The sequence below is a fragment of the Thalassospira sp. MCCC 1A01428 genome (assembly GCF_002115825.1).
GTDB lineage: Bacteria > Pseudomonadota > Alphaproteobacteria > Rhodospirillales > Thalassospiraceae > Thalassospira.
In genome coordinates this window covers 214211-240534 of the sequence record NZ_JFJZ01000002.1, presented here as the reverse complement: position 1 = coordinate 240534, position 26324 = coordinate 214211, and the positions used below count along the sequence as shown (strand labels likewise).

General features: G+C 52.7%; 8 protein-coding genes. 6 read left to right on the top strand and 2 right to left on the bottom strand.

Annotated elements, in window-relative coordinates:
- Nucleotides 1-191 precede the first annotated feature (191 nt).
- Complete coding sequence (locus THS27_RS02680) at nt 192-18590, bottom strand: cadherin-like domain-containing protein (RefSeq protein WP_085587595.1); 18399 nt, start codon at nt 18588-18590, stop codon at nt 192-194.
- Nucleotides 18591-19551: 961 nt separating this feature from the next.
- Here THS27_RS02680 and THS27_RS26840 point away from each other — a divergent pair.
- Nucleotides 19552-19887 (top strand): cupredoxin domain-containing protein, encoded by a 336-nt coding sequence (locus THS27_RS26840; protein ID WP_168184803.1) that lies wholly within the window; start codon nt 19552-19554, stop codon nt 19885-19887.
- A 235-nt stretch (nt 19888-20122) separates the two neighbouring features.
- Nucleotides 20123-20965, top strand: coding sequence for an FTR1 family protein (locus tag THS27_RS02670; protein WP_085587592.1), 843 nt, complete (start codon nt 20123-20125; stop codon nt 20963-20965).
- 217 nt (nt 20966-21182) lie between these two features.
- Here the strand turns inward: THS27_RS02670 and THS27_RS02665 are convergent, their stop codons facing one another.
- A complete protein-coding gene (locus THS27_RS02665; protein WP_085587590.1) occupies nt 21183-22166 on the bottom strand; it encodes a methyltransferase domain-containing protein in 984 nt (327 codons plus the stop codon).
- Between the two features lie 298 nt (nt 22167-22464).
- On the opposite strand from THS27_RS02665, the gene THS27_RS02660 reads away from it, so the two are divergent.
- The 4 genes from THS27_RS02660 (at nt 22465) to THS27_RS02645 (ending at nt 26143) form a co-directional block, all read left to right on the top strand.
- The gene (locus THS27_RS02660; protein ID WP_085587588.1) at nt 22465-22890 is read left to right on the top strand and encodes a YeeE/YedE family protein; all 426 of its coding nucleotides are present in this window, start codon (nt 22465-22467) and stop codon (nt 22888-22890) included.
- Nucleotide 22891: 1 nt separating this feature from the next.
- Nucleotides 22892-23323, top strand: coding sequence for a DUF6691 family protein (locus THS27_RS02655; RefSeq protein ID WP_085587586.1), 432 nt, complete (start codon nt 22892-22894; stop codon nt 23321-23323).
- Between the two features lie 162 nt (nt 23324-23485).
- Nucleotides 23486-24214 (top strand): gamma-glutamyl-gamma-aminobutyrate hydrolase family protein, encoded by a 729-nt coding sequence (locus THS27_RS02650; protein WP_085587584.1) that lies wholly within the window; start codon nt 23486-23488, stop codon nt 24212-24214.
- A 168-nt stretch (nt 24215-24382) separates the two neighbouring features.
- Complete coding sequence (locus THS27_RS02645) at nt 24383-26143, top strand: adenylate/guanylate cyclase domain-containing protein (protein ID WP_085587582.1); 1761 nt, start codon at nt 24383-24385, stop codon at nt 26141-26143.
- Nucleotides 26144-26324 lie beyond the last annotated feature (181 nt).

Here is a 26324-nt window from a genome sequence, read left to right as displayed (position 1 = left end):
TTCTTTTCCCCCTTAAAAGAAGCCCGTTCCACAACACACCAGCAGCCATCCCGAAATGGCCGCTTACCGATGTGCTACGGAATTCCCCCTTCTAAAGGTCGCCTTGGCGGCCCCTTGTTTTTCACTCCAGTCCCACCGAAAGCCATCCTCTTGGCTTCCGGTCAAAATCTTCGCTTGCTGCTTCCCCGATGCTAGCCCTTAAACAGGGCCGCAAAATCCGCCAGCAAGGCTTCTCGCTCCGCCAAAATGGCGTGCCGTCCGTAATTCATTGCCTGGGCATCAACGGCAATACGGCTCAACATTCGTTCTTTTGCCGCAAGTCCCGCCTGTTGATCCCGCGCATCCGCTGTTGCGCCATCAGCGTTATTATCGCCTTGTGCCGCCCCTTCACCGTTTGCATTGGAATTGCCATCGGCTTTGTCGTTGTCATCAACAGGCGTATTGCCGTCACCATCTGCTGGTGTGGCATTGTCCCCACCGTCTTCATCCGATTTTTCTCCGTCTGTTGTGCCTTCGCCAGGGGCATCAACATTTCGGTCGGTGAACAAAATGGTAAAGGTCGTCGTTGCCTCGTTGCCGTGGGTATCACGACCCGTCACGCGGATATCAAGGCTCTTCACCCCGGCAATACGTGCGGCATCGCCGTCCACCACAAACACCAGGTTTTGCGCGTTAAAATTCACAAACGATGGCAAAGGTGACCCATCAGGCTGGGACGCATCAATATCCAGGGTTTCGGTTGGGTCCGTATGCTGAAACGCGGTTGCCGGCAGCGGGAACAACTGAATGCCCGTTGCTGTTGCCACGCGATCCTGCAATTCCAGAGTAAGCCGTACCGGATTGGTTAGCGGTGAATGAAAATCAACGCCCGAACCAAACGTGTTTACAACCTGGGTATAAGGATCATTTGACGACCCGGGGGTTCCGCCAGGTCCCGGATCAGGTGTGCCCGGTGTTTCACCCGGCCCCGGATCAGTCGGGGTTGGCAATGGCGGTGGCGGCGGGCTTGGCGACTTTGACACATTTGGCGCGTTGATCGTAATTCTGACCGTCGCAACATCGGTGTCGATGCCATCGGACAATGTATAGGTAAATGTCTCGGTCAGGGTCTGACCAACCGGGAGGTTTCTAACCGTACTGTTCGATGAATTTAGAACATAGCTATAGGTACCATCCGCATTGACGCGAATTGTGCCATAGGTCCCCGCAATGGCTGTGCCGATATTGCCGTTGCCACCGTTAATGCCCACTACCGAAAGGTTCTGACTGACATTTTCGGCGTTGCTATCAACACCATGCCCGTTATTGTCCGTAATTACATTGCCGGTTGCAGTTTCATTGGTGCCAACCTTGACGGCATTGCTGTTATCGGTCGCCTCGGGTGGAATATTGTTACCAACAATCTTGATATGAACCGTGGCAGTGTCTTTTTGCCCGTCATTGTCGGTAATCTCATAGGTAAAGCTCTCTGTCAGGTCAGCATCGCCTGGCAATTGCTGAACTACAGCAGGATTGGTCGTATCAAGCTGATAGCTATAGCTGCCATCCGCATTGATCGTAATCGTGCCATAGGTACCGGTAAGCGTCTTGCCAATATTTCCGCTATCGCCATTCACCTGCGACAGACTGAAATCCGCTTCATGGGTCGGGTCCAGCGTATGTTCCGGGTCATTGTCATTGGTTTTGACATTCCCCGTACCCGTGGTCGACAGCTTGGAAACGGTAACGGTATCGTCCGTCGCCGTTGGCGGATAACGGAAAGAAATGGTTCCCGTCAATGCCGCCGAATTCAGGCTGGTCGGCCCACCGGCATCATTGGTGCCATCAATCGTTCCCCCGTCGGCGTTGTTATCGCCATCGTTCAGAACAATCGAAAAGGCCCGGGTGGTGTCGGTTTTCGCAGCCGTTGGATCGGCATCGACGCTGCCATAACGGATCGCCTCAATGATCGCCTTGACCTGGGCAGATGTCGCTTCATTCGCCAGCGAAATCACCAGTGCCGACCCGTTACCACCGGTAACGCCCGTCATACCGGCCAGCGTCCCTCCATTAAGGGTCAACCGGTCGCCTGCCTGATAACCATCCGTAAAGCTGACGGTGATTGATCCGCCACCATAACTGCTTACATCGCCGTCAGTGGTAATATCGATATCGGAAACGCTAACACCGGTGGCCAGTGCGGCCGTGCCAGTGGTGCCGGTTCCGTCCTTCTTAATAACCATTGCCGGTGATTCTGCGGTTCCCGACAGCACCGGGGCATCGTTTACCGCTTTAACATCGATATCCATGGTGCCAACGGCCGATTCTGCCGCAACATTATTGCTGCTCGCGTGGCCCTTGTCCCATACGGTGTAGGTAAATGCGGTTTTCGCTTCCGGCCCGTTCAGATTAGTATCCGAACGATAAATCAGCTTGCCCGACGCAATATCACTTGCCGGAATCTCCTGTCCCGCCGTAACGACGCTATAAATCGGGTTTGAATTGCCATCGGTCCCGGTTTGCAACAAAAGCTGGCCTTTGTTGCTATCGGGCAAGGTCTTGATTGTGATTTTGTTAAGCTCGGTATCAACCGTGCTTTCACCACCTGACTGCTTGAAATGGAAATCCGAAACAGCAAAAGCATAATCGGTATCTTCGGTCGCTGTAACAGCCGGGTTCCCCGAAATTTCGGGTAAGTCATTCTTTTCCACAACCGTGATCTTCGAGATCAGCGTCTGGCTTAACGGATTGGGGCCACCCGCATCCACCGTGCCACTGCCACCATCCGGCTGCACATTGTTCCCGTCGCTCAGCGTCGTCGTGATGGTTCGTTCACCACCAGTGAAGGTATCCGAAGTCGTGCTGTAACGAATGGCATCAAGGATCGCATTGACCTGGGCTATCGTTGTGTCGTTATCGAGCGTAATGACAAGGTTGGTGCCATTGGCACCCCCGGTTGCCGTCACACCGGTGGGCAGCGCACTGCTGTCAATCGTCAGCTGTTCGCTGGCATCCGCACTGCCAATCGACACCGTGATCTTCCCGCCGCCAAACGTATCGCTATCAAGCGCGCCTGTCGTCGAAAGGTCGATATCACCAACATTCGCACCGCTTATGATCGAGGTCGGCGGAACACCCTTATTACTGTCCGTGCTTTCATCAACAGATTTGATTTCTCCATCATTCAGCCCAAAGCCCGGCGCATCGTTTACCGGATTGATATTGACCGTGATCGTGTTCGGCGTCGGATCAAAGGCATCCTGATCCTCATGATCATCCTGAACCGAGAAGGTAAAGCTGGTTGCGGCGTCACCATTGACGTTATCTGCAGGACGGAAAATCAGCTTGTTCGCGTTAATATCGCTTACAGAAATAACATCACTCGCCGAAACAGGCTGAAAAACACCATTACTGTCTTTCAGGTACAACTCACCTTTCGTCGCATCAGGCAGGCTATCAATCCGCACCGCCTGGAATGCATCGGTTTCATCACCCGGCTGCGAATAGCCGAAGTCACTTTCCTTAAGCGCGTAGCTCGTATCTTCGTCCGTCGTGACCGTATGATCCGCACCGGATGGTGGGTCATTCTTTTCCACAACCGTGATCTTCGAAATCAGCGTCTGGCTTAACGGATTGGGGCCACCCGCATCCACCGTGCCACTGCCACCACCCGGCTGCACATTGTTCCCGTCGCTCAGCGTCGTCGTGATGGTCCGTTCGCCACCAATGAAGGTATCCGAAGTCGTGCTGTAACGAATGGCATCAAGGATCGCATTGACCTGGGCTATCGTTGTGTCGTTATCAAGCGTGATGACAAGGTTGGTGCCATTGGCACCCCCGGTTGCCGTCACACCGGTGGGCAGCGCACTGCTGTCAATCGTCAGCTGTTCGCTGGCATCCGCACTGCCAATCGACACCGTGATCTTCCCGCCGCCAAACGTATCGCTATCAAGCGCGCCTGTCGTCGAAAGGTCGATATCACCAACATTCGCACCGCTTATGATCGAGGTCGGCGGAACACCCTTATTACTGTCCGTGCTTTCATCAACAGATTTGATTTCTCCATCATTCAGCCCAAAGCCCGGCGCATCGTTTACCGGATTGATATTGACCGTGATCGTGTTCGGCGTCGGATCAAAGGCATCCTGATCCCCATGATCATCCTGAACCGAGAAGGTAAAGCTGGTTGCGGCGTCACCATTGACGTTATCTGCAGGACGGAAAATCAGCTTGTTCGCGTTAATATCGCTTACAGAAATAACATCACTCGCCGAAACAGGCTGAAAAACACCATTACTGTCTTTCAGGTACAACTCACCTTTCGTCGCATCAGGCAGGCTATCAATCCGCACCGCCTGGAATGCATCGGTTTCATCACCCGGCTGCGAATAGCCGAAGTCACTTTCCTTAAGCGCGTAGCTCGTATCTTCGTCCGTCGTGACCGTATGATCCGCACCGGATGGTGGGTCATTCTTTTCCACAACCGTGATCTTCGAAATCAGCGTCTGGCTTAACGGATTGGGGCCACCCGCATCCACCGTGCCACTGCCACCACCCGGCTGCACATTGTTCCCGTCGCTCAGCGTCGTCGTGATGGTCCGTTCGCCACCAGTGAAGGTATCCGAAGTCGTGCTGTAACGAATGGCATCAAGGATCGCATTGACCTGGGCTATCGTTGTGTCGTTATCAAGCGTGATGACAAGGTTGGTGCCATTGGCACCCCCGGTTGCCGTCACACCGGTGGGCAGCGCACTGCTGTCAATCGTCAGCTGTTCGCTGGCATCCGCACTGCCAATCGACACCGTGATCTTCCCGCCGCCAAACGTATCGCTATCAAGCGCACCTGTCGTCGAAAGGTCGATATCACCAACATTCGCACCGCTTATGATCGAGGTCGGCGGAACACCCTTATTACTGTCCGTGCTTTCATCAACAGATTTGATTTCTCCATCATTCAGCCCAAAGCCCGGCGCATCATTTACCGGATTGATATTGACCGTGATCGTGTTCGGCGTCGGATCAAAGGCATCCTGATCCTCATGATCATCCTGAACCGAGAAGGTAAAGCTGGTTGCGGCGTCACCATTGACGTTATCTGCAGGACGGAAAATCAGCTTGTTCGCGTTAATATCGCTTACAGAAATAACATCACTCGCCGAAACAGGCTGAAAAACACCATTACTGTCTTTCAGGTACAACTCACCTTTCGTCGCATCAGGCAGGCTATCAATCCGCACCGCCTGGAATGCATCGGTTTCATCACCCGGCTGCGAATAGCCGAAGTCACTTTCCTTAAGCGCGTAGCTCGTATCTTCGTCCGTCGTGACCGTATGATCCGCACCGGATGGTGGGTCATTCTTTTCCACAACCGTGATCTTCGAAATCAGCGTCTGGCTTAACGGATTGGGGCCACCCGCATCCACCGTGCCACTGCCACCACCCGGCTGCACATTGTTCCCGTCGCTCAGCGTCGTCGTGATGGTCCGTTCGCCACCAGTGAAGGTATCCGAAGTCGTGCTGTAACGAATGGCATCAAGGATCGCATTGACCTGGGCTATCGTTGTGTCGTTATCAAGCGTGATGACAAGGTTGGTGCCATTGGCACCCCCGGTTGCCGTCACACCGGTGGGCAGCGCACTGCTGTCAATCGTCAGCTGTTCGCTGGCATCCGCACTGCCAATCGACACCGTGATCTTCCCGCCACCAAACGTATCGCTATCAAGCGCGCCTGTCGTCGAAAGGTCAACGTCCCCGACATCCGCACCACTTATGATCGAGGTCGGCGGAACACCCTTATTACTATCCGTGCTTTCATCAACAGACTTGATTTCACCATCATTCAGCCCAAAGCCCGGCGCATCATTTACCGGATTGATATTGACCGTGATCGTGTTCGGCGTCGGATCAAAGGCATCCTGATCCTCATGATCATCCTGTACCGCAAAGGTAAAGCTGGCTGCGGCGTCACCATTGACGTTATCTGCCGGAACATAAAGCAGCTTGCCGCCCTGAATGTCGGCAAGAGAAACAACCTGCCCGGCAGATACACCTTCGCCATTCAGCGTTAACTTGCCACTGACTGGCACCGTTACAATCTTGACCGCTTGGAATGCATCGGTTTCATCACCCGGCTGCGAATAGCCGAAGTCACTTTCCTTAAGCGCGTAGCTCGTATCTTCGTCCGTCGTGACCGTATGATCCGCACCGGATGGTGGGTCATTCTTTTCCACAACCGTGATCTTCGAAATCAGCGTCTGGCTTAACGGATTGGGGCCACCCGCATCCACCGTGCCACTGCCACCACCCGGCTGCACATTGTTCCCGTCGCTCAGCGTCGTCGTGATGGTCCGTTCGCCACCAGTGAAGGTATCCGAAGTCGTGCTGTAACGAATGGCATCAAGGATCGCATTGACCTGGGCTATCGTTGTGTCGTTATCAAGCGTGATGACAAGGTTGGTGCCATTGGCACCCCCGGTTGCCGTCACACCGGTGGGCAGCGCACTGCTGTCAATCGTCAGCTGTTCGCTGGCATCCGCACTGCCAATCGACACCGTGATCTTCCCGCCGCCAAACGTATCGCTATCAAGCGCGCCTGTCGTCGAAAGGTCGATATCACCAACATTCGCACCGCTTATGATCGAGGTCGGCGGAACACCCTTATTACTGTCCGTGCTTTCATCAACAGATTTGATTTCTCCATCATTCAGCCCAAAGCCCGGCGCATCATTTACCGGATTGATATTGACCGTGATCGTGTTCGGCGTCGGATCAAAGGCATCCTGATCCTCATGATCATCCTGAACCGAGAAGGTAAAGCTGGTTGCGGCGTCACCATTGACGTTATCTGCAGGACGGAAAATCAGCTTGTTCGCGTTAATATCGCTTACAGAAATAACATCACTCGCCGAAACAGGCTGAAAAACACCATTACTGTCTTTCAGGTACAACTCACCTTTCGTCGCATCAGGCAGGCTATCAATCCGCACCGCCTGGAATGCATCGGTTTCATCACCCGGCTGCGAATAGCCGAAGTCACTTTCCTTAAGCGCGTAGCTCGTATCTTCGTCCGTCGTGACCGTATGATCCGCACCGGATGGTGGATCGTTCTGTTCATTGAGTGTCAGATGAACATCGAACGAACCACTTTTTGACCCACCGCTGCCAGCATCATGACCGTTTTGCTCATTGACACCGTCATGCAATGCAATCGTGATCGTCCGAACCTGGCCATCATCCGGAACGTCACTGCTATTCTGATAGGTGATTGCATTGATCAGCGTCTGGATATTGGCCGTTGTCGTTGCATCGGTAAAGTTGATCCGAAGCGTTGTGCCATTGATACCAGTCGAAGAGCCATCAAGGCTCATGCCCAAATTGGTCAAAACGCTGTTTGCAACAGCCAGTGTTTCAGTAGGGGTCGCTCCACCAATCGAAACTTCAAGCCAACCGTCACCAAACTGACCGGGCGTCAGGCCTGATGTTGATGCAAGGTCAAGGTCCTCGACCGAGGCATTACTGGTAATATAAACCGCCGCCGTGCCTTCATCCGGATTTGGTGATTCGTCGATGATCGCATTCGTATCCGTACCCGATACAGTCGGCGCATCGTTTACCGGATTGATATCAACGGTCATCGTGTTCGATGAATCGGCATACCCGTTACGGTCATCCTGAACGGTAAAGGTAAAGCTGGTTGCTGCATCACCATTGACGTTCTCTACAGGACGGAAAACCAGTTTTTTGGCTGCAATATCGCTTACAGAAATAACATCACTCGCCTCGACATGCTGAAAAACACCATTACTGTCTTTCAGGTACAACTCACCTTTCGTCCCAGCTGGCAGACTATCAATCCGCACCGCCTGGAATGCGTCGTTTTCATCGCCGGGCTGGCTATAACCAAAATCACCAACCTTGATCACATAATCAGTGTCTTCCGTTGCGATAACGGTTTTATCACTACCAATCGGCGGGTCGTTGACTTCGGTAATGGTAACAGTGGCGTTCAGCGTTGCTTCAAGGCTGGTCGGGCCACCGGCTGTATTGCCGTTTGTCTGTTCGTTATTGCCATCATTGATGGTGAATTTGACGGTACGTGTCCCGTCAAGAACGTCCGATTCCGTATGATAGCGCAGGCTTTCCATCAGGCTTTGGACTTCGGCAGCCGTGGTATCGGCATCCAGGCTGAAGACCAGTTTGTTATCGCCAACCGTGCTGGAAAGCGAAATGGGACTGCCCTGGGAATCAACCACCGTCACACCGGCAGGCAGGCTGCCTGAAAGCGTCAGATATTCCTTGGTGGCAGTCGTTGCACCAACAATTTCAACCGTCAGCGTGCCTTTACCAAAAACACTCAGGCCATCGGTTGTGGAAAGGTCGAAATCGCTAAGCGTAACACCCGAAACGATCTGAACCGGGTCAGTACCCGTTGCGCTGGTAGCACTTTCGGTTGCACTTGCCGTTTTATTGGTGGCTGTAAGAACCGGGGCATCGTTTTGCTGATCAACATTGATCTGCATGGTGCCATCAGCAGATTCCCGAATGGTGGGATCGCTGGCATGCCCTTTATCCCAGACGCTATAGGAAAAGCTGTTATCCGCCTGCGACTGGTTCAGGTTAGGGTCGGAACGATAGATCAGCTTACCATCGGCAATATCCTGTGCCGAAACATCCAGCCCACCCGTCACATCCAATATCTCGGTAAAGACCCCATCTCCATCAGCATCATAGAACAGACTACCCTTGCTACCCTCAGGCAGGGATTTGATGGTGATTTTATTCAGTTCGGTATCAAGCGCGCTTTCACCACCGGTTTGGGTGAAGTTGAAATCACTGACCTGGAAGACATAATCGATATCTTCCTTGGCCGTAATGGACGGAGAACCGGAAATGCTGGGCGGGTCGTTCTGTTCGGTGACGATTACCGTGGCAGCAATCGACGCGCTCAGGCGTGATGCACCGGCATCACCGCCACTTTGAACGTTACCATCCTGGCTGCTGCCCTGCGCGTCATACAGATTAACCGTAATATTGCGCGTCCCGGTCACGATATCGCCGGTGGACTGATATTTGATGGCCTCAACAATAGCCTTCACTTCGGCCAGGGTTGCCGTATCGGTCAGATTGATCGTAAGGGCGCTACCGCCTGTACCACCCGTAACACTGTCAATACCGGCAAGCGATCCACTAACGGAAAGAATTTCACCCGCCTGCGCCCCCGTCAGCGAAACAACGATCTGGCCTTTACCAAAGGTATTGGCATCAAGCCCGCCCGTTGTTGCAAGGTCAACATCGCCGATGGTGACATTATCAAGAATGGTGGTTTCCGGCGTACCGGTACCCAGCACATTACTTTCCGTGACACTGTGCGACGTGGTGCCAGCACTGATTGTTGGCGCATCATTGGTGGGGTTGACCGTAATCGTGATGGTACGGGTTGTTTTCAATGCCGCATCCGTCGATCCGTCGCTGGTATCGACGTAATCATAGTCACCGGGGTTGGCCGCCGCATCATTGGTGTCGCCATTCAGCGGATCCGGGCGAAGGCCACTATTGCCAAGGTCATTGACCTCGACCGTCAGGGTGATATCGCCGTTGAAGTTGGAATTGCTGCCAGAATCACCCATTTGATCTGGTGCTTTCAGAGTGATGCTTTTGATCAGGCTGTTCAACTCGGACTCGGTGAAGCCTGACAAGGTCACTGAATCGCGGGCATCTGTAAAATCAACGCTCTTTGCCCCTGCTGTGGTGTCAGCAATATATGAGCCGATTTGCGTAAACGTACCTTCTGAAAGCGTCAAAGTAACTTTCATCGTGCCGCCAAGATCATCAACGTCATCGATGCTCAGATTGGCGTTGCTGCCATTAACGTTAATGACGCCGTTGCTTTCATCAACGCTGAAATTATTGCCTGTAACCTTGGCCGGGGTGTTATAGGCCGTCAGGAACACGTCACGGGTAACAGCCGCCACATTATACTGGAAATTCGATGCCGAAATATCGGTCGTATAGGGATAAATCGGTGTGGCATCGATATTTGGTGCCTCCTCATAGGGCACCTGATTCGGGTTTGGCCCGCCATTGGCCATATCGGTATTTTCAAGCGTGCCATTTGCACCCGGCATACGGTCATCAACAATAACCTGGACCTTATAGGTCTGGTTCTGTTCACCAAAATCACCAAAATTAACCTGAAGCCCCTTCAGGTAATTATTGATATCGGCTTCCGAACCGGAAATGCGCAGGGCAGCACCAACACCGTTATAGGTACCATCCACCGTAACGGCACCACTGCTGTCCGTGCTGCTGATGACGATATTGTTTGAACCGGTGGTGTAGGAGGCCGCCGAAACCGGATTGCCATTCGGATCAAGAATACGAACCGTAACCACAAAGGCATCATCACCCGCACCGCCATCAAGGTCGATGTCATCAATGATGAAACCATTGTTGCTATCGCCAAAGGTGTAGGTGTTGTTATTCACAACATCAATGCGACCCGTTGTGCCATTGGTAATGGTCGGCGCATCGTTGACGGACTTAACGGTAATATTGACCGTGGTCGTTGCCGTTTCAGCCGGACCACCGGAATTGCCAAGGTCGTTAACCGTAATGTTCAGAACATCGGAACCAACATAATCCTGATTCCCGGCATAGGTCAGCTGATCCATGATCGCGTTGATCTCGACCACGGAACCGGTCAGCGTAACAGTGCCGCTGTCATTGCCCGAAATCGTCACATCACCCGGTGCCGAAAATTCAAGACGGCCATTGCTGACCGACAGGGTTACCTTAACGTCTTTGCCAAAGGCATCGGTATCGTCAATGCGGATACCGGAAATGGTTTTGGTCGTATCTTCGTATGTAACGCGCGCATCCCCAGGATTCGGCACATCAATTGTCGGTGGAGTGTTGACGCTAGAAGACCGCAGCTCTATTGATGTTGTTGCAATGTTGTTGATTGCATCAATGTCTGTTCCATCCTGATTTTTCGTGGCATTTTCCGACCCGTTAGCCCCTCCGATAAGATCACCATTACCATCACGCAGACGGTCATCCACGCTAACTTCCAGCGTATAGGTTGTGTTATTGTCATTTGCTGGCAGTTCCAGCGAAATGCTGTCGAGTGCTTTTTGCACGACTTGCATGTCAGCCAGTTTACCCTGAAAAACAATGGTGCCATTTGCAGGATCTGTAAGTGTCGTGATGGTATCGCCGGGCGTACCGATAGTAAAACCTACGCCACTTAGATCAACCGCATTGCCAAGATTGTCTTTCAGAACAACCGTTACAGAAACGAAATCAGTTTCACCCGGGCTGTCAACCACAACAAGGTCAGGGTCGCTCAGGGTGAATATGCCGTTCAGATTAAAGGTGTTGGTGCCAAACACGTCATAGCTGGCTTCCGCACGGGTGATTTTGGGCACATCGTTGGCGTATTTGTCAGCCGGCACGAGGATATCGAAGCGTGATGCCCCCTTATCACCTTCAGTGCCAGTAGTGCCGGTATAGATGTGGTCGCTGACGCTATCGGAAACAATAAACTGGAAACTGTCGTTCCGAACTTCGGAACCATCATGCTTGTAAGTTAAAAGGTTCGCGTCAATATCGGCCTGGGTAAAGACCGATCCCACCCCCAAACGCTTGCCATCAAGATAAAGAACACCCGACGTCACATTTTGCGTAATGCGATACTGCAAGGTTTCCGGGGCGTTATCGGGGTCAACCGAGACAAGATAGCTATCCGAAATCGTGCCGATGCCACCTTCGGAAACTTCCAGCACTTCGTTAACCGTGGTCCGTCCATTTTCGGTTGCTCCGGTAGTTGAGCCCGGGCCTTCATCGGAAATCGGCGCATCATTAAGCGGGGCAATGGTGAAATTGACCGTCGCATTATTGGAGGTATTGATGGTCGCAGGATCCGTTGCCGTCTGGCGCAACCCATCGCTGCTATGCAGGTCATCGCGCACGCGGAACTGGAAACTATCGGTAAAATGTTCCGTACCATCATGGATATAGCGCAGGCCGGTCGTGTTTTTATCGCCCGTTAACAAACTGGCAGACAGCCAGTCACCAGCCTGAACATCGACCCAGTTTCCACCTGCATCCTTATATTGCAGCGTGCCGGTATCGGGCAGGTCAACAACCTGAAAATACAGGTCATCAAGTTCAGCCTCACCATAGGGTTCATCGGCCTCGGCCTGGTTATCAACATCAGCCAGCTTCATTGTGCCAGTGGTAATGTTAACCGTCGCCCCTTCGCCAATGGTTGGCACCGTGCCGCCACTTGCCGTTGGTGCATCATTGACCGGAATAGCGGTGATGGTAAATGTGCCCTGCGCACGATCATCGGCCAGCTTGCCCGTCCCGATCGAGATCGAGAAATTAAAGCTGCCATGATGGGTTTCACCACCGTCATGGGTGAACTGCAACAGCCCATTATTGATATCGGCCTGGGTGAAGGAATCATAAATCCCCAGTGCTTTGCCATTCAGATACAGGGTGCCGTTTTGCGGCAGCGAGGTCAGGCGATAAACCGTGCCTTCGGCCGGAATGGTATATTCCGACGAGCCCTGTGTCGCCTTTAGGGTATAAGACAGATTCTGGCTGGTGATGGTGACTGTGTCATTATCTGTACCACCGCGCACGCCGTCGCCTTCGGTCACTTCAATGCCGGTATTGACCGAACTTTGGTCAATCACTACCGGGTCGCCACTGGGCGCTGCATCCGGGTCATAAGACCCTTGAATTTGCAAGTTGAAGGTATTGGTCGCAATCTCGCCATCGGCAGCGTTGACAACACCGCCCGCCTGACCGGCATTATTGAAAACGCGGCTATGGGAATCGGTTACCTGGAAATTAAAGCTGTCACCGGTAAAGGCCGTGCCCGCGGTTGAGCTGTCGGAATCCGTAACCGCCTTGGTCTGCACATAAGTCACATGCCCGGCATCGATATCGGCCTGGGTAAATGTGCTGCCAATGGTCAGCACATTGCCATTCAGGCGCAATTCGCCATAGCTCGGCAAGGACATAACACGGTATAGCAGTTCCGTGCCGCTGCTGGTGTCGTCAACATCAGAAACATGAAGCAATGTGCGCGTAATAACGGTGGAAACACCTGCCTGAACCGTGGCGGTTTTGTTGGTGTCGAGAACCGAATGATCATCATTGGCGACGACAGTAATCTGGATGGTTTTTTCCGTTGTCAGTTCATGACCAACGCCGGGTTCACCGCCCGTATCGGTAACGGTCAGCTTGAATTCCGGTTTGGTGCCATCCGGCTCGGTACCGTTATGGGCAAATTTCAGCGAATTTAACTGATCAACTGTCAAAGTCATTGAAGACGCAGTTATTTCTTCGCCGTCATCAACCAGTCCATTGCCATTTGCATCAAGGAACAGTGTGCCAAGACCATGCGTGTTAATATCGGAAATCTCGATGGTCAGATTGCCGCTATCGCTGGCATCAACATCGCCAATGGTAATCTGGCCGCCAATATCGGCAGCTGAAGTCTTGGTACCGGGATTGTTATAAACATCCTCGGTGCCCTGGCCCTCATAAACGCTTGGCGTGCCATCAATCGTCGGCGCGTGGTTTACCGCAGCAACAACGTTCCAGCTAACCTGTTTTTCCGCCGAAACGTTGCCACTGGCCGGATCCGCCACAGTTTGTTTGACACCACCAGCGGCATCAAGATCATCACGGACGATAAACTTAAAATTATCCGCCGTTAGCACACTGCCATCATCATTGACGTAACGCAGGCTGGTGGTGGCAGTGTCGCCTGTCAAAAGCCCTGCCGACAGCCAGTCCGTTGACGTCACATCAATCCAGGTGCCGCCATCCTTATATTGCAACGTGCCGCCATCGGGCAGGTCGGTGACTTTAAAGAACAGATCGTCCTTTGAGGCCTCGGGATTATTACCCGGTTCACCGCTTTCATTGGCAACATCAACATCCGCCATGCCCAATGTGCCGGTGGTAATGCCAACGGTTGTTCCCTTGGTAACATCGGCCAATGTGCCGCCAGTTGCTGTTGGTGCATCATTGGTCGCGGTTGCGCGCAGCGCAAATGTGCCCACAATCGGCTCGGACGTTCCGACCGAAATGGTGAAACCAAAGCTGCCCTGATGGGTTTCGCCGCCATCATGAACAAAAACCACCCGGCCATTATCGATATCGTCCTGGGTGAAGGAATCATACAGGCTGTCAATGGCCTTGCCATCGACATACAGGGTGCCATTGGTCGGAAGGCTGCTGATACGGTATACCGTGGCATTGGCAGGAACGGTATAGTCTGATTCGTCCTGCGTATATTTCAGTTGATAGGACAGCTCGTCTTTGGTCAGCGTACGGGTATCCCCATCACTACCACCCGAAACACCATCACCTTCAACAACGTCGATGCCGTTATTGGTCGAATCAGCAACTACTGCCGGTTTGCTTGGCTCCGTGCTGCCCCAATCACCGGCGAAATCGCCCTGAATTTCGATATTGAAGGTATTTGTCGCGATTTCATGGTTGTTGTTGGGGTCAACCACGCCACCCTCAGCCCCATCATTGTTAAAAACACGCTGCTGGGAATCGTAAACCTTGAAATTAAAGCTATCGGCGGTAAAGGCAGAACCTGGCTGTGTATCATGATCGGAATCAGGATCTGTTACAGCGCCATTCTGTACATAAACCAGCTTGCCTGCCGCAACATCGGCCTGACTAAACCTGTCCCCCAGGCCAAGACGCACGCCGTTCAAACGCAATTCGCCATGATCTGGCAAATCGGTCACTTCATAAACCAGCTGGGCACCATTGCTGGTGTCATCAACGTCAGAAACACTCAGATAGGATGTATCAATCACAAAGGACTGGCCCGCATCAATCTGGGCAGTCTGGTTGGTATCAAGCGATGAATAGTCATCGTTGGCCAAAATATCGATAACGATGTTTTTGCTGGTCGACAGGATTTTATCATTGCCAAAGCTGCCGCCGCTATCGGTCACGGTCAGGGTAAAGGACGGATCCGTCGCGTCTGACGGTTCTGACCCGTCATGGGCAAATTTCAGGGTTTTGATCTGATCAATCGTCAGACTGCTGACATTACCGGTAATTTCGGTATCGCCAGAGCCGAAATGCCCGTCGCCATCAACATCAAGAAACAGCGTGCCAACACCGTGCGTATTCAAATTGCTGATATCGACGCTTAAATGTGCCGCATCGTCAAAGCTATCAAAATCGCCAATGGTGATCTGGCTGCCAATATCGGCGGCCTGGGTTTTGGTGGAATTATTATTATAAAGGTTTTCGCTTCCCTGGCCTTCATAGGCTTTCGGGTTCCCGGAAATCGACGGGGCATGGTTATCAACCGATGTAATCGTCAGACTAACCGTACCATTACCCGAAACATGGTTGGCATCCGGGTCGGCAACACCTGTTCGCACATTGTCGCTATCGGTTGTGCTGTCATCTTTGAAATCGTCGCGCACACGGTATTCAAAGCTGTCTGATGCAACGGCATCAACCGTTTGCACATAGCGAATGCCGCTTGTGGCCGCATCCCCGGTCAGCAATTTGGCCGAAATCCAGTCACCCGCCTGAATATCAATCCAGGTTCCATTGCTAAGATATTGCAGGGTGCCATTTTGCGGCAATGTCGTGATCTGGATATACAGATCATCTGCCTGGGCTTCGTCATTGGCATCCGCCGGTTCACCGGGTTCGTTGGATGTGTCGGCATCCGCCATGCCCAGCGATGACGTGGTCAGCCCAACCGCACTGCCTTCGGCAACGGTTGCGGTGCCGCCCGAAACGGTCGGCGCATCATTTGTCGCGGTTGCGCGCAGCGAAAAGGTTGTCTTGACGACTTCATTCACACCAACCGACAGCGAGAACCCGAAGCTGCTTTGATGGTCTTCGCTGCCATCATGCACAAAGGTTACATTATTGGCATCGATATCGGCCTGGGTGAAGGAATCGAACACATGCAGTTCAACACCGTTCAGATACAGCTTGCCATTGGTCGGAAGGTCGGTCAGGCGGTAAATCGTGTCGCTGGAGGCAATGTCATAGGTATTGCCACCGCTGGTCGCCTGTAAAATGTAATTCAGCATCGAAGACGTGATGGTGCCGGTATCCGCACCCCCAACAATGCCGTCTTCCTCGGTTACCTGCAGGCCGCTATTGACCGGGGTTCCCTTGATGGTCACCAATCCATCGGGGGTTTCACCGCCGTCACCGGTCCAGTCGCCATTAATGCGCAGCTCGAAGCTGTTGGTTTTGATGTTGCCCGTCGTCGGGTCGACCACACCACCTTCGGCACCAGCCTGGTTATAGGACCGCAATTGTGAATCGCGAACTTCAAAGCTGAAGCCATCCGCGACATAGTTTTCACCCGATACACGGTCGGCTGCAGTAACCTTTGCCGTCTGGAAATAAGTCACCCGGCCGTTATCAAGGTCGTCCTGGCTGAAACGGTCACCCACGCTCAGGATCACGCCATTCAGACGCAATTCGCCATAGGTCGGCAGCGACGTAATCTTGTAAACCAGCTGCTTGCCGCCACTGGTATCGTCAATATCGGTAACTTTCAGGTTTGCCGAAGACAATACAGTAACAACACCGGCATCCACGGTTTGCGGGCTGTTGGTATCAATTTCGGGGTTATCATCATTGCCGATCACGCCAATGGTGATGGTTTTGGAAACACTGGCCTTTGCCGCATCACCCGCACCACCGCCGCCATCGGTTACGGTGATTTTAAAGCTGGGGCTGTTGCCATCGGGCTCCGTGCCATTATGGGCAAATTTCAGCTTGCCAATATCCGCACCCGAAATCGTAACCGAACCGGTAATAATCTGGTCGATGCCGGAATTGAAAATGCCATCGCCATCCGTATCGATAAACAGGGTGCCATGCCCCTGATTATCGACTTCGGAAATGGTGATGGTCATTTTTGCCAGATCATCGGCGCTATCGGCGTCACCACCGGAAATGTTCAAAAGCGATCCGATCTCGGCCGCCTGCGTCACCGTGCCGGGGGAATTATAAACATCCTCGGTTCCCTGGCCTTCATGAACCGTCGGACTGCCATCCACGGTGGGGGCCTGGTTGACCGGGTCGATATTGATGTCAACGTCAAACGGGCCGACATTGCCGCTACCGCCACCGTCATTCACGGTAACAGAAAAACCATCAGTGTTATTAGTCCCAACGACAATATCGGTTCCGTCATGCTGATAGGTCAGCTTGCCACTGGTCACATCCTGCAGCGAAAAGGTACTGCCCACCAGCAGGTTGTTGCCATTAAGTTTAAGCACGCCTTCGGTCGGCAGTGCCGTAACCTGGAAAACTTCCTGACTGGAAGTCTGTTTAAAAGTCTGGTTAACGTCCAGTTCCGGATCAATGAGGTTAAATATATCTGACCCGATAATAACAGAGCCGCCTTCATCCACTGACACCGGCGATGGCGTCAGATTGGGGGCATCATTAACCGGTGAGAATGCTACCGAAATGTCTTTGGTCACTGTGTCGGTTGATGTGTCGTCATGCACGGAAAAATGAATGGTCAGATTACCATTAAAGTCCTGTGACGGGGTCAGGATCATGTCGTTCAGGGCCGCGTTAATCGCATCCTGCTTGCCTGTTAGCGTAATGGTATTGCTTTCATCCCCGGTAACTAAAAGACCGTCAGTACCAGTCAGTTTAATCGATCCGGTAGGGTTCGATAATCCATCAGTGACGGTGATTGTCACCGTCAGGGTATCGCCAACATTGCTGCCATCATGGTCGATATCGCCAACCGAAACACCGCCAATGGTCACCGGCGTATCTTCGGTTGCTTCAACCGATGCATCCGCATCTGACACGGTGATGGTCGGCTGATGGCCTGAAACAGGTGTGACCGGATCATCAAGCAATTGCGAAATGGAATGCAGGGCGGATGAGTCTGCGGGAAGGACCGAGGTAATCTGCCCGGTGGCATATTCCAGATCCCAGTCACCGCCCAGGTCGTCATTGCCCGTCACATCGTCAGACGCGGCAACATCGGCCCCCGTCAGGCTGGCAAGATCATCGACAAACTGTTTGCCGGTGCCGTCCTTGGCGATATTACAGCCATAAAGCAAAATATCGGCTCCCGCCGATAAATGTTCGCTCCATGATGAAATTTCGGCCCCGGTCTCCCCCGAAAGACTGGCGCTATTAACTGTATCTGACCCCAGTTCAAAGCTGCCGTCGCCCCCGTGCGATATAATATGCAAACCCGATACATCAGCCCCTGCTGCCAGGGCATCTGCAATGGCCTTGGCCCCCGACTGATCGCTATCAACGATCACGACATCGGCCTTGCCTTCCAGACTTTGGGCAAATTCCTGCGCCCCTTCAACCCGGCTATCAATAACCACCAGCACACGGCCACTGGCCGTCTCCGGGTTAATGCTTGCCAGAACAGCATCAAACTGCGAGGTGGAATCAGACTGGGTATCCGACGTTTTTTGCGCATCTGTTTGATGCCTGGTTTCGGCCTGATCGTGATGGTTAACTTCTGATGCAACTGTTGCAACGGCTGCCGCATCCAGCAGAACGCGCGGCTCTAATGCCGAAAAATACAGTTTCGTCATAATTCCCTACCCCGAACACGCCGAAAATATATACGTAAAGATATATTGACGGTGATTTTAAGTTTACTATCCGGAGGGTATATATCGGGAAACACTATCCACTAGCAAGGTAAAATTTGACTACCTAAAAAACCCAGCCAGTCAACAGGAAATAGTTAACGCAACATTAAACTATACTTACGATATATTTTTTAGGATAGTCGAATATAAATTATTTCGAATAATGACTATTTTTCAACGACTTATGTATATAAATCTGTTTATGCGTAAGAATAATAAATATTTTCAGTCGGCAAAGATAACCACAGTAATTCAAATCTGACATTTTCTGACCTTAGGCAAAACACACGCCAGATCAGCTTCATACAAACAAAACTTCACGTTAAAATAGGCTAATCATTTTTTGCGTCGTCGAATCGGTATTTCAGAAAAATCAAATATTACCCCGCGATCAATATTGCAATCAAAGAGCCGTTCCATCACACCAAAAAAGATAAATACAACAAATCAAATCCGCCAATTACTTTATCATTTCGACCCAAATACAATGATAAAGATGCATCATAATCATCCATTACAATTAAACCGATTAAATCAAAATACCGCTGCTTGCCTCGAAAGACGCGGCTCTCGCGCCCAAACCACAACCTGCGCGACACCTGCGCCATACACTGACCTTGATCAGCTAGCGTCTGCCGCGCACCCGGTCGAGGTCAGCTTTAATGCCCATTGCGGTAAACCTGCCCCGGTCGAAGGACCGCCTTCGCGACCCTTTTGCCATTTACCAGGGTCCGCTGCTTCGGATCGATCTGCCGCCACATTTTTTGTTCCAGACTTGACCCTGACCGGCTTCCGGGCGTATGAAGGTCGCAATCGCAAGTCAGTTGCAATTGCGACCCGCATCCAGGGCTGCCCGGCCCATCCCGCTTTTTCAATCCTGCCCGTTTCATCAGGTTCTGTTATGACCAAAATCTTTGCAGCACTGTCTGTTTTTCTGGCTGGCACCGTTCTGTCGGTCGCAGCCTATGCCGACACCCAAACCATCGATATCGTAATCAAGGATCATAAATTCAGCCCGGCCGAAATCACCCTTCCGGCCGATACTCCGGTAGTCTTGCAGGTTAAAAACGCAGATTCCGCCGTCGAGGAATTTGACAGCCATGATCTGCGCCGCGAAAAAATCATCGCCCCGGGCATGACCGCAAAAATCAAACTCGATGGCCTTAGCCCGGGTGATTACAGCTTCATGGGGGAATTTCACGCCAGCACCGCCAAGGGTATGGTCCATGTTGAATAATAAATCGCAACCTGTCGCCTGAACGGCTTGCGCCCTGTTACCTGCCTGCTTGCTTTGGCTAAATTCGCACTGCGCCAGCATGGTCCTTGTTTGCTCTGTCGTGCTCCGGCCTGTGCTCTGGCCACCACATTGCAACGCAATATCATCTGTTTCCGGTCAGTCCGCCGCCAAACTACACGTCATCTGCGCTGTTTTTCATTTTCTTGTTGCCACAAACACAAACGGGATCGATCCCATGTCCGCTGCCCTGATCATTGTCTTTCGTGAAGTCCTGGAAGCTGCCCTGATTGTCGGAATTGTTCTGGCTGCGGTAAATGGTGTACGCGGTGCGCGGCGCTGGATCGCCGCCGGGATTGCCGGTGGCATTGCCGGGGCAGCCATTGTTGCCTATTTCGCGGGCGCAATCGCCGGGGCACTGGCCGGGTATGGTCAGGAAATTTTCAATGCGTCAATCTTGCTGGTCGCTGTCTTGATGCTGGGTTGGCACAATGCCTGGATGTCGGTGCATGGCCGCGAAATGGCAATGGAAATGCGCGATGCGGGCAATGCCGTTCGGGATGGCAAAAAATCATTATCCGCGCTGGCCATTGTTGTTGGTGTTGCCGTTCTGCGCGAAGGTTCGGAAATTGTCCTGTTTCTGTATGGGCTGGCAACGGCCGAAGGTGGCCTGTCAAATACGCTTGTCGGTGGTGGCATCGGCCTTGCGGCCGGGGTTGTGGTTGGCGCCGGCATGTATCTGGGCCTTTTGCGCATTCCCACCCGGTATCTGTTTTCCGTCACCAGCATCATGATCACGCTTCTGGCGGCCGGGATGGCCGCACAGGCAATGAATTTCCTATCGGCCGCAGATATCCTTAATCTCGGTCCGGTTCTTTGGGATAGCTCATGGTTGCTTAGCCAGGAAAGCCTTGTGGGCAAAGCCCTGCATACTCTGGTTGGTTACATGGATCGCCCGACGCTAACGCAAATCATTGCCTATCTGGTCACCATTATTGCCATTACATTTGCCAGCAAAATAACCAAACGCGCGGCAGCGCGACCAAGCCGGCAGCAAAACCATGCCAGTGCCGCCGAATAACTGCTGCTTGACGGCCCTTAAGGTACAATCAAAAAGGCCGCACCGGCATCTGCAAGCTTTCGCATGCAAAACGTCACACGTCAAAGGGGTGCTGGCAGGCTGGAAACGCCTTTTTCAATAGGGAATTCAGTGCTGCCTACGGTGGAAAGGCACAGGTGCTGGTCTGTTTTGATCAACATGCCCACCATATAGCACCGCGAACCGGTAACATTGCACCTTAATGCAAAATTACCGGTGCCCCGCATTCACCGTCAATGGCGGCAACCGCCAGTTCGGGCACCGTTGTTACACCCAAAATGGCAGAAGCAGCCCGTGCCACCACAATACGTCCAATCACGGCTACACCTTTTTCCTGGCGCAACGCACCTTGCTGGTCCGATATAATTTCAAGTCCGGCCCGCTTAAACCAGTCGGCAATCACATCAGGATGGTGACGAAACCGTTGTCCCGGCCCCAGATCAAACGGGTAAACGTCCCCTTCTTCCAGTGACATCACCAAAATACCGCCTGGCAACAAACGGGAATGGATCATGGCCAGAACCGGTTCCAGGTCGCCCAGATAATTCAAAACATCGGCGGCAATCACCATACCATAGCGCGATGTTGCCATATCGGGCATGGCGGTAATGTCGGCCACGACCAGATCGCGATAGCTGCCTTTGGCCCGCGCACGATTCAACATGCGTGGCGACAGGTCTACCCCGTCAAGAACATCAATTTTACCGGCAAAAACATCGGCAACCAACCCGGTACCACACCCCAAATCCAGCACTTCAAGCGGATGGGCCATATCGGCAAGCAAGGTTCGAACCGCCTCAAACATCAATTCCGGGGCGCGATAAGTCAGCTTGTCGCGCAGGGAATGTTCAAACCGCGGGGCATAATCATCAAACAGGGCTCGCACATATTCGGGCGGCAAGCGGTCACGCATTGCCGCAGCCCCCAGCAACATCAGGCGCACTTCGGCCCCCATGCGGTCGGTGGCGTCGCGTTTCAGATACTCGCGATAAGCATCAATTGCCGGGTCTTTGCGACCTGCTTTTTCAAGCATCTCGGCCAAGGCAAAATAGGCTTCGTCCCAGTCTGCATCAGCCTCCAGCGCCGCCGTTGCCACTTCGATGGCGGCATCAATATCGCCCCGTTCCGCCATTGCCAGCGCAACATCAAGGCGCCGACTTGCTGAAAGCCGATCATTGCTCATGGGTGAAAAATCCTGGAAATGCACCCAACAGGATGCCGGGAAAACCAAACGCTATATCTGCCTGTTTCGCGCTTTTGGCAAGACAGATTAAATCATTTAAAAACAAACACTTAATATTTAAAATTCAAATTCCGAAACCGATAGGCCGTCTGCGTTGTGCAAAACAGCGGCCTTACATGCCCGATTGCTACTTCCAACAGGTCAGACGAACAAAACATGCGGACAAATCCGATTTCCCCTTGATTTAAATTAATACATTACAATATACAAATTAATTAATTAAAAGCAGGACATCATTATGGAAAATTTCACTCCGTTTAGCGCGCTTGGCGGTGGCGCCATGATCGGCCTTGCTGCGGGGCTGTTTCTGATTCTGAATGGCAGGATTGCAGGCATAAGTGGCATTATTAGCAATATTGCGACAGGCACATCGCAACAGCGGCTGGAACGATCAGCCTTTGTGGCCGGTCTGGTCCTGGGGCCATTGCTGGTGGCACTAATAACCGGCAACCGCGCGCAAATCATTGTTGATGCCAGCCTGCCCATTCTCGTCATGGCAGGACTTCTGGTTGGGTTTGGCAGCAGCCTGGGCAGTGGTTGCACCAGTGGTCATGGCATTTGCGGGCTGGCACGGTTTTCGCCCCGGTCCCTGGTTGCGACGCTGGCTTTTATGGGTAGTGGCATCGTAACGACCTATTTGTTACGTCATGTGGCGGGGTTTTAAAATGCGTATTACAGGTGCATTATTTTGCGGCACATTGTTTGGTGCCGGGCTTGCGGTTTCAGGCATGATCAACCCGCAAAAAGTTTTGGCATTTCTTGATATCGCAGCCATTGCCAGTAACAGCTGGGACCCCAGCCTGGCACTGGTCATGCTGGGTGGGCTGGTCGTGGCGATTCCGTTTTTTGTCTGGGCCAAGCCCCGGAAAAACGCCCTTTTGGGTGGCACCATCACCTTACCGGTCAAACGCAAAATAGACCGCCCGCTGGTGATCGGGTCATTATTATTCGGGGTTGGCTGGGGACTGGCCGGGTTATGTCCTGGGCCGGCAATTGCGGCCCTGTCGCAATTTCAAACCAAATCGCTGTTATTTGTTGCGGCAATGCTGGTCGGCATGGCTTTACAACGCATCTTTCAAACCTTGTGGGCCAGATAATCAAATCCGGCCCCGATGGCAGCACACATTATTCCGGCAATCAATTTTCGGGCCAGTCGCAAACATGGCAGGTATTCCGTCGCGTATACGCATAAACCTTGTCTTTGGAATCCGTCTAGCCTACCTGTGAAAAAGCATTCCCGCAGCCTCACAAGGTAAAACATGAAGATCGGCATCCTCGAAACCGGTTTCGTCCCCGAAGACATGCAGGGCGAGTTCAAAAGCTATCCCGCAATGTTTGAAAAAATGTTGGGCGCAGTGGACCCGTCCCTGCAATTTGAAAGCTGGTCCGTCCTGATCGATCAGTTCCCCGCCAGCATCAACGATGCCGACGCCTGGATCATTACCGGGTCCAAACACGGGGTATATGAAAACCTTCCCTGGATGGTGCGTCTTCAGGCCCTGCTTCGCGACATTGTTGGCGCAGGCATACCGGTTTTTGGTGTTTGTTTCGGGCATCAAATTCTGGCCGCCGCCCTGGGGGGCACTGTGGTCAAGTCGGACCGGGGCTGGGGCATTGGTGTTCATGAATACACATTGGCAAATGACGCCCCGCAATGGGTTCATAACGCGCCATCATCAATGAAATTGCATGCCTTTCATCAGGACCAGGTGGTACAATTGCCTGCAAATGCCAAGGTCTGGGCCAGTTCAGATTTTTGTCCTTATGCCGGTTTAAGTTACGGCGATAACGCCGCATCAATTCAGCCCCATCCCGAATTTTCGCACGATTATGAAAATGCCCTGTTGCAATCACGCCGGGGCGATATCATTGCCGAAGATCTGGCTGTTATTGCAGAAAAATCACTGGAAAATCCGGTTGATGGTGGCAGCTTTGCCACTTGGTTACTCGCCTTCCTGCAAGGCCACCAAAACCGCAAGGCAGCCTGACCACCGCGTCTTGCTCAAACGCAACGCAACAAATCGCAAATCGTCATTTAACGGCGACCGGCCAAAACGCCCGGTCGCCGTAAATTTTACGTGTTTCATTAATTCACAGCTTTGGGGCCAGCCAAACCACCGATAGAGTATAACTTTATTTCAACAATTGGCCGCCTCATGACAACAGCCCCTACTGCCAAGCCTTTCCTTGCAAAACTGGCGGCACGTGCTCCCTCCTTGCGCCTGTATTCGGGGCTGTTGCTTTTTACGTATGTATTTATGCATTTCTGCAACCATGCCTTTGGTCTTATCTCGCCCGAAGCAATGGAACGCGCCGATTTTTTTCTGACTACACCGTGGAAATACCCGCCCTTTGAACAATTGCTGATGCTTGCCATCATCCTCCATTTTTTGCTGGCAACAGGGCGGCTGGTACGCCGTCGGTCTCTGCGGTTAAAACCCAAGGAATGGCTGCAAATCGTTTTGGGGCTGCTTATCCCGGTTTTGCTATTTCAACATATACTTGGCACGCGGGTTGCCGAAATCGCCTGGCAAGTTGATCCCTTTTATGAACGAGTGTTAGTCGATCTGGCCGTTTTCAGCCCCCGTATCGGCATATTGCAGGCCATCAGCCTGATTGTCGTCTGGACCCACGGCTGCATCGGTATTCATTACTGGCTGGCAGTAAAACCGTTTTATCCGCGTTACCGTGCTGTCCTGGGCGGGTTGGCCGTTGCCGTGCCAACACTGGCGCTTGCCGGGTATACAGCGGCTGCCAGCACCGTGCTACAACGTGCCGCCACCGGCGGAACCCCCTATCTTGCACATATCATCAATGAAGCGGGGCGAACGGCACAGTCCTTTGCCTTCTATAGCCTCATGTCAGAATATTTTCTGATCATTACCCTGCTGCTGGCAATAAGCCCGTTCGCCCTGCGCCCCTTACGTCTGATTCTGGACCGCGTGCGCCGTGCCCACACCTTGCAGCTCCCCAATGGTAAAACAGTCCGGGTTGCGCCCGGTGCCACTGCACTTGAGGCCCTGCGCGAGGCGAAAGTCCCTATTGCATCGGTATGCGGCGGGCGTGGGCGCTGCACCACATGCCGCCTGCATTGCCGGAGTGGCCTGACCGATTTACCCAGCCCAAATCCCGTCGAAAGTGCGGCCCTGCGCAGCATAAATGCCCCGGAAGACTGGCGCCTTGCCTGCCAAATTCGCCCCACGGCCAATCTCGCCATTACCCCGCTTTTGCCCGCCAACGCCACCGCCAGCGATGGCCGTCGCCCCGGTGGCCTAACGGGCAGCGAACGGCAAGTTGTGGTTATTTTCACCGATTTGCGAGATTCAACAAAACTGGGCGAAACCAAAATGCCCTACGATGTTTTGTTTATCCTCAACCAGTTTTTTGCCGAAATGACCGAAGCATTAAGGGCAACCGGGGGACATTATGCCCAGTTTACCGGCGATGGCCTGATGGCGCTTTACGGCCTGGAAGACCGTAATATCCGTCGGGCAATCGAAAATGCCATGCGTGGTGCTGCCGAAATGCTGGCCCGAATCGACAAACTAAACGACCATCTTAAATCGGAACTGCCATTCGATTTGCGCATCGGCCTGGGCATTCATATCGGGGATGCCATTGTTGGCGAAATGGGCCCCCCCCAGCGTGAACAAATCAGTGCGATTGGCGATAGCATTAATACGACTGCCCGGCTCGAATCCAAATGCAAGGAACATGGTGTGCCGCTGATTATCTCGCGCGATATCATCACGCGTGGAAAATTGCACATCCCCGAAGGAACAAAAATACACCGCGAAGCGTTACGCGGTAAGGACCGCGAGGTGGAATATTACGCCCTGACCACCTTGCCCACCATTTCGTCACATACTGAAAAAACCGCAGCAAAGGGCACAACAGCCAGCCAAAAGGTACAATAGACCGTGACAAAATGGACTATGACGAGGGCTGAATGAACGTTAACAGGGCAGCCAGTTGCGTAACGGCAATGGTTGGGGCTTGACTACCGGTAACAAAATAACATGTAATTATAAGGAAAGTGCGTCTTTGGTGCCGGGTAGCCGGGCCAGGGCAGACAGATGCCGAAAGGATCTGATCCGT

Bases quoted from the DNA above. Each gene is read 5' to 3' on its own strand.
- THS27_RS02680 (WP_085587595.1), bottom strand. From the start codon at position 18,590: ATGACGAAACTGTATTTTTCGGCATTAGAGCCGCGCGTTCTGCTGGAT.
- THS27_RS26840 (WP_168184803.1), top strand. From the start codon at position 19,552: ATGACCAAAATCTTTGCAGCACTGTCTGTTTTTCTGGCTGGCACCGTT.
- THS27_RS02670 (WP_085587592.1), top strand. From the start codon at position 20,123: ATGTCCGCTGCCCTGATCATTGTCTTTCGTGAAGTCCTGGAAGCTGCC.
- THS27_RS02665 (WP_085587590.1), bottom strand. From the start codon at position 22,166: ATGAGCAATGATCGGCTTTCAGCAAGTCGGCGCCTTGATGTTGCGCTG.
- THS27_RS02660 (WP_085587588.1), top strand. From the start codon at position 22,465: ATGGAAAATTTCACTCCGTTTAGCGCGCTTGGCGGTGGCGCCATGATC.
- THS27_RS02655 (WP_085587586.1), top strand. From the start codon at position 22,892: ATGCGTATTACAGGTGCATTATTTTGCGGCACATTGTTTGGTGCCGGG.
- THS27_RS02650 (WP_085587584.1), top strand. From the start codon at position 23,486: ATGAAGATCGGCATCCTCGAAACCGGTTTCGTCCCCGAAGACATGCAG.
- THS27_RS02645 (WP_085587582.1), top strand. From the start codon at position 24,383: ATGACAACAGCCCCTACTGCCAAGCCTTTCCTTGCAAAACTGGCGGCA.